The following is a 12742-nucleotide window of genomic DNA, read 5'->3' on the forward strand; positions in this document are numbered from 1 at the left end:
GTTCACCCTAGGGTCTCGAACGCGACGGGCTCGCGGTCCGCGGCCGGGACGCCGCCGACGCCCGCGTCGTCGCCGTCGAGCTGACCGGACCCGGCCGGACCGCGCTGCGCGCCGCCCGCGAACGCCGCGTCGCCGTCCTCGCCGAGCGCATCGCCGCGCTCGACGCCCCGCAGCGCGCCGCCCTCGCGGCCGTCCTCCCCGCGCTGGACCGCGTGGACGTCGATCACGTGTACGCCGACGCGCCGGTTCTCGAGCGGGTCTGGTCCGGAACGCGTGAACGGCCGCCGGCCCTCTCGGGGCGGCGGCCGTCGCGCGTTCCGGACCTGTTGATGTGCCCTCGGCGTGGGGCAGGTTGGCCCGGGGCCGGGTCAGCCCTGGCCGTTGAGCTTGATGATCCGGTTCTCGTACATGCGGATCACGTCGGGGCGGGCCGCGTGGGTGCTCTCGTACTCGCGCAGCAGCTTCACCTGGTCGGCGGACAGGCCGCGGAGGCGGGCGCGGAGCTGCGGGATCGTCGCCGCGTCGTAGTCGGGGACGGGCAGGTCCGCCGGGGTGATGCCGGGCGCGGGCTTCGCCGGGGCCTCGGCCTGCGGGGACGGGCTCGGCGTCGGGTCCGGCGCGGGCTTGGGCGTCGGCTCCGGCTCGGGCACCGGCGCGGGAGCGGGCTTGGCCACCGGCTTGCCCACGGAGATCTCGCGCTCCTCCGCGCGCGGGCGCGGCGCGGGGCGGGACGCCGGACGCGGCGCGGTCCGGCGGGGCGTCGGGCGCGGCGCGGGCTCGGTCTCCTCCGCGCCGCCGCGCACCCGCTCGACGACCTGCTCCACGACCTTCTCCGCCGTGTGCTGCACGTCCCCGCGGAGCCGCCCGAGGACCGGCCGCACGCCGCCGCCCTCGGTGATCTCCTTGTAGTCCTTGGTGATCCGGTCGCTCAGCAGCAGGGCTCGGCCGACGCCGAACATCGCGAGCCGGACGGCGTGCAGCGGCAGGTCGCGGATCTGCTCGCCCACCGTGTCCTGCACCTGCTGCTTGAGTCGGCGCGGCGATTTCGTCATCGTCTTCCCCTCCCGCCGTCCGGAAGGCACCGGACCGCAACGCGCGTGTGGGCCGTCTGTCCGTCCTCACTCTGCCCCATAGGTGGGAGCCCGGTCACCCCGGGCATACGGCTTTCTGTCCGAAGGGCGCGTGCCGTGGGTCACACCAGCGGGCTTCACCTCAGCTTCCGGGCTTTCCCGGTCGGCCGCGCGGGGCCCGGACATCGCCTCGTACGATGGGGTCATGACCTCCACGACCTCGCGCCGTGTCCTGCTCGCCAAGCCGCGCGGCTACTGCGCCGGCGTCGACCGCGCCGTCCAGACGGTCGAGATCGCGCTGGAGCAGTACGGGGCGCCGATCTACGTGCGCAAGCAGATCGTCCACAACGTCCACGTGGTGAAGACGCTGGAGGAGAAGGGGGCGATCTTCGTCGACGAGACCGAGGAGGTCCCCGAGGGCGCGATCGTCGTCTTCTCGGCGCACGGCGTGGCCCCGTCCGTCCACCAGGAGGCCGCCGGGCTGAGCCTGCGGACGATCGACGCCACGTGCCCGCTCGTCACCAAGGTCCACAAGGAGGCCGTCCGGTTCGCCCGCGACGACTTCGACATCCTGCTCATCGGGCACGAGGGGCACGAGGAGGTCATCGGGACGACCGGCGAGGCGCCCGACCACATCCACCTGGTCGACGGCCCCGACGACGTCGCGAACGTGCAGGTCCGCGACCCCGACAAGGTCGCCTGGCTGTCGCAGACCACGCTGTCGGTCAGCGAGACCGTCGCGACCGTCGAGAAGCTGCGCGAGCGGTTCCCGAACCTGCTCGACCCGCCGTCCGACGACATCTGCTACGCCACGCAGAACCGGCAGACGGCCGTGAAGGAGATGGCGGCGGGCGCGGAGCTGGTCATCGTGGTCGGGTCGCGGAACTCGTCCAACTCGGTGCGGCTGGTCGAGGTCGCCAAGGAGCACGGCGCGGACGACGCCCACCTGGTGGACTACGCCGACGAGATCGACCCGGCCTGGCTGGCGGGCGTGACCACGGTCGGCGTCACCAGCGGCGCGTCGGTGCCGGACGAGCTGGTCCACGGCGTCCTCGCCTGGCTCGCCGAGCGCGGCTACGGCGACGTCCAGGAGGTCGAGCCGGTCGAGGAGCACATGCGCTTCTCGCTCCCGAAGGAACTCCGCCGCGACCTCCGCGCCGAACCGGGCGCCCAGCTCCCGATCACCCCGGTCGGCTGACCAGAGCCGAGAACGCCCCGGCAACAGCGCACGTGAGCCACGGCGTGACAGCGTGCCCGAGCCACAGCGCGAGTGCGTTAACTGCCGCCGGGGGCGATGCCGAAGGCGAGCCCCTGGCGGCAGATCGCGGAGCGATGCCGCGCTCGCACCAGGCGCGGTCGAGGTGCGAGCCGCCAGGCGAGTATCTCGGGCCGTGACTGAATGAACTCAGTCCACGTCGGCGTGGTGGGCCGGGGGTTCGCGGCGGCGGGAGTCGTCCCAGCGGACCGGGTCGGCGTTCTCCTCCTCGTGGAAGAGGCGCAGGCCCGCCAGGCGGCCGCGCAGGTCGCGGACCTGGGCGAGCATGCCGCGCGGCGCGGTGACGACGACGACCAGGACCGTCCCGGCGAACAGCCACGGCGCGGTCCCGGCGAGGGCGGTGAGCAGGCCCAGCGCGATCGACCGGACGGGCGACTGCTCGCCCGCGTTCACCACGATCACGGCCGCGAGCGTCGCGGCGAAGAACACCAGCGGCGGGCTGACGGCCAGCGTCAGCAGGTCCGCCGGGCGGGTGAGCAGGGCCGCCGCGGCGCAGCCGAGCAGGAACGCCAGGCCCGCGAGCACGCCGGTGCCCGTCCAGTGCGCGGCGAGCGCGCCGGCGAGCGCGGCGGCGAAGAGCACGACGATGCCGCCGCGCCCGGTCAGCGCGGCGGGGTTGCGGCCCGCGGGGCGCGGGCGGGGTTCGCGCACGCGTCCTCCCGGGGGCCGTCCGGTGCCGTCCGGCGAGCGGTCCGCCGTTGCCGTCATCGCTGGTTCTCCCGCCGTTCGCCGTGTCCGGGAATGGGCCGGGCGGCGGGGGCCGCCGGGCCGGGGTCGGCCGCGCCGCGCGGGCGGGCCACCGGTCCGCCGTCCGTGCGGGGATCGTACCCGTCGTCGGCGGGGCGGCCGGGGACGGCGGTCAGCTCGGCGGCCGACAGGGCGCGGGGGGCGTCCGCGACGGGCTCGGGCGCGTCCAGCGGACCGTCGACGACGCCGAGGTCGCGCAGCTTGCGGGCGCTGACGAGCACGCGCGACTCCAGCGACCCGACCGTCCGGTTGTAGGACGAGATCGCGTTGGTGAGGCCGCGGCCCAGCTCGTCCAGGTGGCCGCCCATCGTGCCCAGCCGCTCGTACAGTTCGCGGCCGAGGTCGAACACCGCGCGCGCGTTCTGCGACAGGGCCTCCTGCTGCCAGGCGTACGACGCGGTCCGCAGCATCGTGATCAGCGTGGTCGGCGTCGCGATGTGGACGCGGCGGCGCAGCGCGTGCTCCAGCAGGTCGGGGTCGCGGTCGAGCGCGGGGGCGAGGAACGCCTCGCCGGGGATGAACAGCACGACGAACTCCGGGGTCGGGCTGAACGCGCGCCAGTACGTCTTGGCGGCGAGCCGGTCGACGTGCTCGCGCAGGTGGCGGGCGTGCGCGTCGAGGCGGTCGCCCTCGGCGCGCTGGTCGTCGGCGGCGGCCGCGTCGAGGTAGGCGGCCAGCGAGACCTTGGCGTCCACGACGATGTTCTTGCCGCCCGCGAGCCGGACGACGAGGTCGGGGCGGACGGTCCCGTCCGGCGTGGCGACGCCGGCCTGCTCGTCGAAGTCGCAGTGGTGCGCCATCCCGGACAGTTCCACGACGCGCCGCAGTTGCAGCTCGCCCCACCGGCCGCGCGCCTCGGGCCGCTGCAGCGCCCGCACCAGCGTGCGGGTCTCGCCGCGCAGTTCCTCGGAGCTGCGCCGGACGAACTCGACCTGCTTGGCGAGCATCGCGTGCGACTCGCGGCGGCCCGTCTCGACCTCGCGCAACTGCTCCTCGACCTTGGCCAGCGTCTCGCGCAGCGGCGTGACCAGGTGCTCGACGGCCTCGCGGCGGCGGTCCAGCTCGCCCGCGGCCTCGACCCCGGCGGCGCGCAGCCGGGTGTCGGCGAGTTCGAGGAACCGCTGGTTGCTGGTGTCGAGGGCCTTGGCCGACAGCGCCTCGAAGCGCTCGGCCATGCGCTCCTCGGCGTAGGCGAGCTTCTCCTCGGCGGCGCGGGCGCGCGCGATGAGCGGTCCCTGACGGCCGGTGGCGACGGCGAAGCCGAGCGCCGTACCGAAGGCGGCCCCGACGAGAAGGGCGACGAACAGCCCGAGATCCATGCGTTCATCGTCGCAGCGGTCGCGTGTGCCGCCGGGCGCGACGCGCCGGATGCGAGGGACGCGGGTCATGAGACCCTGTGTCCAATAAAGCGTGATGTGCGGAGAACGGCAGGGAGTCTCCGCGCGGTTCCCCAGGAGGCGTCGATGGCCCTCTCCGCGTTCGAATCCACCCGGCTCCGGTTCGTGGCGACCACCCCGGCGCAGCGCCGCGTCGCCCGCGCGCTCGCCCTCGAACCCGGCCTGCCGCCGACCGGCAAGGCGCGGATCGCGGCGCGCGTCATCCGCGTCCTGCTGCGCAGCGCCTGGGAGTACGGGCCCGACGGCGAGGCCGGGATGCTGCTCATCCAGCGCGCCACCGCGCTCGCCGGGCGGTTCCAGGGCGTCCCGCGCGGCGTCCGGATCACGCCGGAGGACGCCGGGCCCGGCGGCACCGAGTGGGTGCGCGCGGGCGCGCCCGACGAGGGCAAGGTCGCGCTGTACCTGCACGGCGGCGGGTACTTCTTCGGCGGGCCCCGGCTGTACCGGCCGTTCGCGTGGCGGCTGTCGGCCGCGACGGCGCGGCCCGTCCTGATGCTGGACTACCGGCTCGCGCCGCGGCACACGCCCGCGGACGCGCTGGAGGACGCGATCGGCGCGTACGAGGCGCTGCTCGACCGGGGCTACGCCCCGTCCGACATCGTCGTCGGCGGCGACTCGGCGGGCGGCCACCTCGCGCTCGCCCTGCTGCTCGCCCTGAAGGAGCGCGAGCGCCCGCAGCCCGCCGCCGCGTTCCTGTTCTCGCCGTGGGCGGACCTGCTGTGCGAGGCGGACTCGCACTCGCTCAACGCCCGCACCGACGCCCTGATCCCCGCCGGGAAGCTCGCCTGGGCGGGCCGGTCCTACTGCGAGGCGCACGGCGGCGTCGAGGAGAGCCCGCTGCTCGCGCCGGGCCGCGCCGACCTGGCCGGGCTGCCGCCGCTGCTGTTCGTCGCCAGCAGCACCGAGATTCTGCGCGACGACGCCCGCGCCGCCGCCGAGCGCGCCCGCGCGTCCGGCGTCGAGGCCGTCTACCAGGAGTGGGACGGGCAGGTCCACGTGTTCCCCGTGTTCTCCGACTTCGTGCCGGAGGGCAAGGCCGTGTTCCGGCACGTCGCGGAGTTCCTGCGCGGAGCGGGGGCCTGACCCCCGTCCGGGGGCCCATAAACTGATTCGCCGTGAGCCTCTCCATCGGAATCGTCGGACTGCCCAACGTCGGCAAGTCCACGCTGTTCAACGCGCTGACCAAGAACGACGCGCTCGCCGCGAACTACCCCTTCGCGACGATCGAGCCCAACGTCGGCGTCGTCGGCGTGCCCGACCGCCGGCTGGACGGGCTGGCGGGGATCTTCGGCTCGCAGAAGATCATCCCGGCGACGATGGAGTTCGTGGACATCGCGGGCATCGTCAAGGGCGCGTCCGAGGGCCAGGGGCTCGGCAACAAGTTCCTGGCCAACATCCGGGAGACGGCGGCGATCTGCCAGGTCATCCGGGTGTTCGAGGACGCCGACGTCACGCACGTGGACGGCGAGGTCGCCCCGTCCCGCGACATCGAGACGATCAACACCGAGCTGATCCTGGCCGACCTCCAGACCATCGAGCGGGCCCTGCCGCGCCTGGAGAAGGAGGCGCGCACCAAGAAGGACAAGGAGCAGCTCGCCGTCGTGGACGCGGTCACGGCCGCGCGCAAGCTGCTGGACAGCGGCACGACGCTGTTCGCGGGCGCGGCGGACGCGGGCATCGACCTGGCGCTGCTGCGCGAGCTGCACCTGCTGACGGCCAAGCCGTTCCTCTACGTCTTCAACCTGGACGAGGAGGAGCTGGCCGACGAGGCGCTGCGCACCCGGCTGCGCGACCTCGTCCACCCGGCCGAGGCGATCTTCCTGGACGCCAAGATCGAGTCGGAGCTGATCGAGCTGCCCGACGACGAGGCGCTGGAGCTGCTGCAGGGCCTCGGGCAGGAGGAGTCGGGGCTGTCGCAGCTCGTCCGGATCGGGTTCGGCACGCTCGGGCTCCAGACGTACCTGACGGCCGGGCCGAAGGAGTCGCGCGCCTGGACGATCCGCAAGGGCGCGACGGCCCCGGAGGCGGCGGGCGTGATCCACACCGACTTCCAGCGCGGGTTCATCAAGGCCGAGATCGTGTCGTACGACGACCTGGTCGGGGCCGGGTCGATGGCCGCCGCCCGGACCGCCGGAAAGGTCCGGATGGAGGGCAAGGAGTACGTCATGCGCGACGGAGACGTCGTGGAATTCCGATTTAACGTCTGATTTGTCCGTTATTACGCCCGGTCGTGCGGTGATCACGGCCGGGCGTTCGGCGTTCCGGGGTTCCGGTGGGCCGGAATCCGCCGTGTGAGATGTCCGGTGTGTCCAGCGGCACGCCGTCGGGTGCGCCGGGCGCGGCGCGCCGCACCGATCGCCCGCGGACCGGTCCCGCGCTCCGTTCGGAGTTAGGGGAAGGACATCGTCACCGTTTGGATATCTCGCCTGTTCAGCACGGCGTCGAATGCGTTATCCACAACCGCGCGGCGGGGCTGTGCTTTGCCTCGATGCGCTGGAAGAATCGGCGGTCGTGGTTAGTCTGGCCCGAGATGGGTTCGGACGAACCGTTCCAAGCAGACCAGGCATCGAAGCGCGCCGGACGGGGCGAGGCGCGGGCGGAGGCAGGATGGCTCGCAGGTCGGCCGTGAAGAACGGCCGCAGGACCGCCGGGGAGGACGCGGCGACGGGCGGCGGGCTCGGCACGGCCGCCGACCCCTTCGACGCGCCCGACTACGAGTCGTTCGACCCGGGGACGCGGGGCGGCTCCCGGGTCGAGGGCGGGCGGCACGGCGGGTCCGGCGGCCGGTGGTGGGTGTGGCTGGGCCGCGCCGTGCTGTGGGCGCTGATCCTCGTCATCCTCGTCAACGGCGTCCGCGCGCCGTTCGAGCGGTTCACCTCCGACGACTCGCCGGGAACCGCGAAGCCGTCGCCGGGCAAGGGGACCGGGTTCCCGACCACGGCCGCGAGCGCGTTCGCGCTGCAGTTCGCCGCCGTCTACCTCAACTACGACGCCAAGAGCACGGCCGCCCGCGAGGCGCAGCTCCGCAGCTTCCTGCCCGACGGCGCGCCCGCCCAGTTCGGCTGGAACAACGCGGGCAAGCTCCAGGTCAGCTCCGTGCAGGTCGCCGGGATCGACGCGCGCGACGCCCACAACGGCACCGTCACGCTGCTCGCCCGCAACCAGGACAAGTGGCTGCGGCTCGCCGTCCCGGTCTACGCGGACGGCGGCGCGCTCGTCGTCTCGGGGCGGCCCGCGCTGCTGCCGCCGCCGAGCCGGGCGACGCTGCCGCAGAACGGCGTCCGCGAGCGCGACACCGCCCTGGAGACCGCGCTGACGCCCATCCTCGGCACGTTCTTCGACGCGTACGCCAAGAGCGACCAGACGCAGCTCTCCCGCTTCTCGGCGGGCTCGCCGATCGCCGGGCTCGGCAACTCGGTGACGTTCGTCGCGGTCCGCGGCGTCACCGCCCCGACCGGCGACCCCGGACGGCGCGTCGTCACCGCCACCGTCGCCTGGCAGCTCCCGGCCACCGGCGGCGGCGCGGGCGGCGAGCTGGAGCAGGACTACCGGCTCGACCTCGTCAAGAAGGCGAGCGACTGGTACGTCCGCGACGTGCGCGGCATCACCGAGCCGAGCGCGCCATGACGCGGACGCCCGGCACCCGCACGACCCGACCGGCGGCCGCGGCCCCGGCGGGCACCACCCCCGCGGCGCGTCCCGCGCGCGCGGCCGCCGCGACCCACCGGGGACACGTCCCCCCGACCACCGGCGACCCGGAAAGGTAGGCAGTCGATGCTGCACCACATCATGGCGTCGATTCCCCACGACGTTCTGGCGGCGCCGAACGACGAACTCAAGACCGACAACCTCGCGGACTGGCTGCGGGGGATCTTCGGTCCGCTGTTCCTCGTCATCGTCTCGATCGTCGCGATCTTCTTCCTGTTCACCCGGGAGATCACGCGGTTCGTCCAGTTCATCGTCCTCGCGATCGGCATCGGAGTGGTCTTCTATGTGCCCAACATCATCGAGACGACGGCCAAGGCCATCGCCAAGGCCCTCGGCGTGGACCTGACCTGACCGGCGGGTCCAGGCCGCCGGACGCGGCCGGGCAGGCGGCACCGTGCGCGGACAGTTAGGGGAGCAGGGGCGTGGATCTACCCACGTACACGAGCATCTGGAAGATCGAGAAGCGGCTTTACAAGCTGTACGACCTGCGGCTCCCGATGCCGTTGCCGCTGGTGCAGGTCGGCGTCTTCGTCGGGGTGTTCGTGCCGTGGATCGTCCTGCTCACGCTCGTCGGCATCCCGTTCCACCAGCCGTGGCACGTGCTCTACATCGTCCCGCCCGGGGTGCTGACGTGGCTGGCGACGCGGCCGGTGATCGAGGGGAAGCGGCTCACCGAGCTGCTGCTGTCGCAGTCGCGGTTCCTGTCCGAGCCGCGCACGTGGTGCCGGTTGACGCCGATCCGGGAGCCGCGCGAGGTCGTCGTGGTGGCGCGCGTGTGGCGGCGGCCGGAGCTGCCCGCGCAGGACGTCGCGCCGGAGCGCGCGGCCGTCAAGGAGCGGCGGCGGGCGCGGCGGCGGGCGGCCGAGGAGGTTCCGGCGGTCGAGGCTCCGGGGGTCGAGGTTCCGGCGGTCGAGGCTCCGGCGGCGCCCGCCGTCGCGCCCGCGCGGGCCGCCGGGCCGCCGCCGCTGCCCGAGCGTGAGCCCGCGGTCGTGCCGCCGCCCGCCCGGCCGTGGCGGCGCGCCGAACGGGACATCTCCCATGAGGACGACGTGCCGGTGATGGTCGAGCGGCCGCCCGCGACGCCGACGCTGGAGTCGCCGCCCGACGACGTGCCTGACGCGCGGCCCGCCGCCGCTGCGCCGCCGGTGCCCCCGGCGCGGACGGCCGAGCAGCCGGGCGGCGAGCCGGACTGGGAACCGGTGCGGGAGCGCGAAACGGAGCCGGGCCGGGCCGCCGGGGGAACCGGGAAGCGGGCGTTCGCGTCGGGCGTGCGGCGTCCCGGCGGGCATCCGGAGTTCTGGAAGGCCGCCGCACCGGACGGCGACGACGAGCCTTCGGCGGACGCCGCGCCGGACCGTCCGGGACGCGGGCAGCTTGGGACGGACCGGTTCGGAGCGGGGCGGCGGGGCGTCGGGCGGCCGGGTGCGTCCGGTGCGGGGCAGCCGGGTGCGGACCGGCCCAACGCCGGTCGGCCGGGCGCGCTGCAGCCGGGTACGGAACAGCCGGGCGCGGACGCGGACCAGGTGGGTCCGGGCCAGCCGGGAGTGGGTCGGCCGCTCGTTGGGCGGCCGGGTGCGTCCGGTGCGGGGCAGTCGGGTGCGGACCGTCCCGGCGCGGGTCGACCGGGCGTGGAGCGGCCGGGCACCGGCCGGTCGGATACCGAAGCGGGTGCTGGGATGGGTCAGGCGGGTGCGGACGAGAGCGGTGCGGGGCGGCCTCGGACGGCGGAGTTCGAGAAGCCCGCGCGCGGGTTGGGGCGTCGGCCCGCTGACGCGGGGCGGGGGTCGGAGCAGCGGTCGGGGTTGACTCGGCGGCCGCCGGAGGCTTCCGGGCCGGAGGCGGGGGAGGCGGGCTCCGGGCATGCGACGCAGGAGCCCGCGCGGCGGCCGGGGCCGCTGTGGCGGTCCGCCGAGTCCGGGTTCGGGTGGCGGCCGCCTGCGGACGGCGAGCAGCCGCCCGGCCCGGAGGAGAACGAGGTTCCGGTCGCGTCGGCGCAGAATGTCCGTGTTCCCGCCGCGCCCGAGGCGTCCGGTGACGATGAGCCGGTCGCCGGTGAGCACGCCTCCGTTGAGGCGTCCGCCGGTGAGGACGTGCCCGCCGCGGTCGAGGCGTCCGCCGGGGACGACGTTTCCGGCGCGCCCGCGCCCGCCGTGTCCGGTTCGCCGACTGGTGTGGACGGGCCCGACGCTTCGGAGCCGCTGGTGGAGGACGACGCGTCCGGCGTTGAGGCGGCCGAAGAGGCCGACGCCGTCGCGGGCGACGAGCGTTTCGTTCGGGACGGCGAGGGCGCGGGGGCGGTCGGGCCGCCGCCCGCGACGCGGCCCGATCTGCCGCGGCAGGCCGTGATGCCCGTCGTGCCCGAGGACGAGCCCGCGTTCAACGGGGAACCCGGCGACGTCGTCGTCGCGGGGCGGCGTACGCCGGGATCGGGGCGTCGGCGGCCGCTGACGACGCGGCCGGACATCCCGCAGGTGCGGAACCCGGCCGCGCGGTCCGAGCCGCCCGCGACGCGGCCCGACATCCCCCAGGTGCCCGGTGCGTTCGGCGGAGCGCGGCCGTCCGGCGGGCAGCCGCCCGAGGCGCGGCCGCCCGCGCGGCTGGAACCGCCCCGGCCGTGGACGGACGGGCTGTCGCGGCCGCGGCCGTCCGCGAGCGGCGCCCCGGCGGGCGACGAGCCGCGCGCCGGTCGTCCGGCGGGTCCGGCCCGTCCGGCGCCGCCGCGTCCCGCATGGGCGGACGGGCCCGCGTCCGGTCAGCCCGCGTCCGGTCAGCCTTCGCCCGGTCAGTCCGGGGCGGGGCAGCACGCGCCCGATCAGCCCGGCGTTGGTCAGCCCGGCGCGGGGCAGGCCGGTTCCGGTCAGTCGGCGCCCGGCCACCGGGTGCCGGAGCGGCCCGCATCCGATCAGCCCGTGGCGGGTCGGCGCATGCCCGGTCGGCCCGCGCCGGACCGGCCCGCGCCGGACCGGCCCGTCGCGGGTCGTCCCGCGTCCGGTCGGCCGGGGGCGGGGCAGCCGCCGGGGCACGGCGCGTCCGACCAGCCCGCGCCGGGTCACCACGGTCCCGGTCGCGCCGGGGCGGGGCAGCCGGCGCCCGGTCAGCCGACCGCCGGGCGGCCGGATGCGTACGCGCCCGGTCAGCCGGCGTCCGGTCAGCCCGGTCGACCGGCGTCCGGTCGACCGGCGCCCGGTCAGTCCGCGCCCGGCCAGCTCGGCCAGCCCGCGCAGTCCGGCCAGCCCGCGCAGTCCGGCCAGCCTGCGCAGCCCGTTTCCGGGCAGCCTCCGCACGCTGATCGACCGGCGTCCGGGCAGCCCGCGCAGGCCGGTCAACCGGCGTCCGCGCAGTACGGTCGACCCGCGCAACCAGGTCAGCCCGCGCCGGACCAGTACGTTCCCGACCCCTACATGCCGGGTGAGCCCGGGGCGGGGCCGGACGGTTCCGGGGCGACCGAGGCGGGCGGGCCCGGGCAGCGGCCCTCCGCGCCGCCGTGGCGGGGCGGGCCCGACGCGGGCGAGCGGGACGAGGCGCAGGCCCCGCCGCGCGAGGTGCGGTCCGGGCCGGCGTCGCCCGTCCGGCCGCGGCCGCTGCCGCCGCCGCCCGAGCCGCCGCCGTCCGAGCCCGCGATCACCCCGCCCGGCCCCGACCACGAGGTCACCGGGGGCGGGCTGCGCCGCCTCGTCCAGGCCGTGGGCGGCGGCCACGGCGAGGCCGACGCCGAGTACCAGCAGCGCATCCAGCAGCCGTTCCACGGCACCCGGCACATCGTCGTGCTGGGCTGCACGGGCGGCGCGGGCCAGACCGTCACGGCGCTGATGCTCGGCCACACGCTGGCGCACCACAACGGCGAACCGATCGTCGCGGTGGACGTCAACCCGGGTCCGGGCGCGCTCGCCCGCCGCACCCGCAGCGAGACCAACGAGACGCTGACCGGCCTGATCGCGCACGCCGACCAGGTCGGCAGCCTCACCGCGATGCGCCGCTACACCTCGCAGGCCAAGTCCGGCCTGGACGTCATCGCGGCGGGCAAGAACCCGCTGCAGGCCCTCGACGACCGCGACTACGCCACCGCGATCCGCACGATCGACCGGTTCTACTCGGTGACGCTGCTGGACGCGGCGGCGGCGGTCGTCGCGCGCGTCCTGCCGCACGCCGACCAGATCGTGCTGGTCGCCCCGGCGAGCGCCGACGCGCCCCGCGCGGTCGCGATGACGTTCGAGTGGCTGGACGGGCACGGCTACAGCGAGCTGCGGTCCCGCGCGGTGACGGTGATCAACGGGGTGAGCCGCCGCAGCATGGGCGACGTCGAGCACGCGGAGTCCGTCGCGCGCGGCCGCTGCCGGGCGCTCGTCCGCATCCCGTGGGACGATCACCTCAGCATGGACCGGGCCCCCCGGAACGAGCTGAAGTCGTTGCGCGCCCCGACGCGCCGCGCCTATCTTGCCCTCGCCGGCGTGGTCGCCGGCGGGTTCAGCGTCGTGCCCGAGCGTTACCAGGAGCTGCAGCAGGAGCAGGAGGCCACCCGATGAGCGCCCCCGCACGCCCGCCCC

At 75.5% G+C, this 12742-nt stretch carries 10 protein-coding genes; 6 read left to right on the forward strand and 4 right to left on the reverse strand.

Features of this window, described 5'->3' with window-relative positions:
- Nucleotides 1-2: 2 nt before the first annotated feature.
- Nucleotides 3-227: a hypothetical protein gene (locus G339_RS0102430; protein ID WP_019629485.1), complete on the reverse strand. Its 225-nt coding sequence runs from the start codon at nucleotides 225-227 to the stop codon at nucleotides 3-5.
- 141 nt (nucleotides 228-368) lie between these two features.
- Nucleotides 369-1052, reverse strand: coding sequence for a hypothetical protein (locus tag G339_RS0102435; protein WP_026341077.1), 684 nt, complete (start codon nucleotides 1050-1052; stop codon nucleotides 369-371).
- 223 nt (nucleotides 1053-1275) lie between these two features.
- On the opposite strand from G339_RS0102435, the gene G339_RS32290 reads away from it, so the two are divergent.
- On the forward strand, nucleotides 1276-2268 hold the full coding sequence (locus G339_RS32290) for a 4-hydroxy-3-methylbut-2-enyl diphosphate reductase (RefSeq protein WP_019629486.1): 993 nt from the start codon (nucleotides 1276-1278) through the stop codon (nucleotides 2266-2268).
- Between the two features lie 207 nt (nucleotides 2269-2475).
- Here G339_RS32290 and G339_RS0102445 read toward each other — a convergent pair whose 3' ends face one another.
- Nucleotides 2476-2997: a DUF6542 domain-containing protein gene (locus G339_RS0102445; RefSeq protein ID WP_019629487.1), complete on the reverse strand. Its 522-nt coding sequence runs from the start codon at nucleotides 2995-2997 to the stop codon at nucleotides 2476-2478.
- A gap of 53 nt (nucleotides 2998-3050) precedes the next feature.
- Complete coding sequence (locus G339_RS0102450; RefSeq protein ID WP_019629488.1) at nucleotides 3051-4412, reverse strand: DNA recombination protein RmuC; 1362 nt, start codon at nucleotides 4410-4412, stop codon at nucleotides 3051-3053.
- Between the two features lie 144 nt (nucleotides 4413-4556).
- On the opposite strand from G339_RS0102450, the gene G339_RS0102455 reads away from it, so the two are divergent.
- The 5 genes from G339_RS0102455 (at nucleotide 4557) to G339_RS0102475 (ending at nucleotide 12721) form a co-directional block, all read left to right on the forward strand.
- Complete coding sequence (locus G339_RS0102455) at nucleotides 4557-5573, forward strand: alpha/beta hydrolase (protein WP_019629489.1); 1017 nt, start codon at nucleotides 4557-4559, stop codon at nucleotides 5571-5573.
- Between the two features lie 32 nt (nucleotides 5574-5605).
- Nucleotides 5606-6697, forward strand: a complete 1092-nt coding sequence (gene ychF, locus G339_RS0102460; protein WP_019629490.1) for a redox-regulated ATPase YchF — start codon at nucleotides 5606-5608, stop codon at nucleotides 6695-6697.
- A 400-nt stretch (nucleotides 6698-7097) separates the two neighbouring features.
- Nucleotides 7098-8117, forward strand: a complete 1020-nt coding sequence (locus G339_RS0102465; protein WP_026341079.1) for a conjugal transfer protein — start codon at nucleotides 7098-7100, stop codon at nucleotides 8115-8117.
- Between the two features lie 147 nt (nucleotides 8118-8264).
- A complete protein-coding gene (locus G339_RS0102470; protein ID WP_019629492.1) occupies nucleotides 8265-8549 on the forward strand; it encodes a hypothetical protein in 285 nt (94 codons plus the stop codon).
- Nucleotides 8550-8620: 71 nt separating this feature from the next.
- Nucleotides 8621-12721, forward strand: coding sequence for a conjugal transfer protein (locus G339_RS0102475; RefSeq protein ID WP_019629493.1), 4101 nt, complete (start codon nucleotides 8621-8623; stop codon nucleotides 12719-12721).
- Nucleotides 12722-12742: the final 21 nt, after the last annotated feature.

This window comes from Actinomadura atramentaria DSM 43919, assembly GCF_000381885.1.
GTDB classification, from domain to species: Bacteria; Actinomycetota; Actinomycetes; order Streptosporangiales; family Streptosporangiaceae; genus Spirillospora; species Spirillospora atramentaria.

Coding starts and splice junctions, on each gene's coding strand:
- G339_RS0102455 (WP_019629489.1), top strand. CDS start 4,557: ATGGCCCTCTCCGCGTTCGAATCCACCCGGCTCCGGTTCGTGGCGACC.
- G339_RS0102465 (WP_026341079.1), top strand. CDS start 7,098: ATGGCTCGCAGGTCGGCCGTGAAGAACGGCCGCAGGACCGCCGGGGAG.
- G339_RS0102450 (WP_019629488.1), bottom strand. CDS start 4,412: ATGGATCTCGGGCTGTTCGTCGCCCTTCTCGTCGGGGCCGCCTTCGGT.
- G339_RS0102470 (WP_019629492.1), top strand. CDS start 8,265: ATGCTGCACCACATCATGGCGTCGATTCCCCACGACGTTCTGGCGGCG.
- G339_RS0102435 (WP_026341077.1), bottom strand. CDS start 1,052: ATGACGAAATCGCCGCGCCGACTCAAGCAGCAGGTGCAGGACACGGTG.
- G339_RS32290 (WP_019629486.1), top strand. CDS start 1,276: ATGACCTCCACGACCTCGCGCCGTGTCCTGCTCGCCAAGCCGCGCGGC.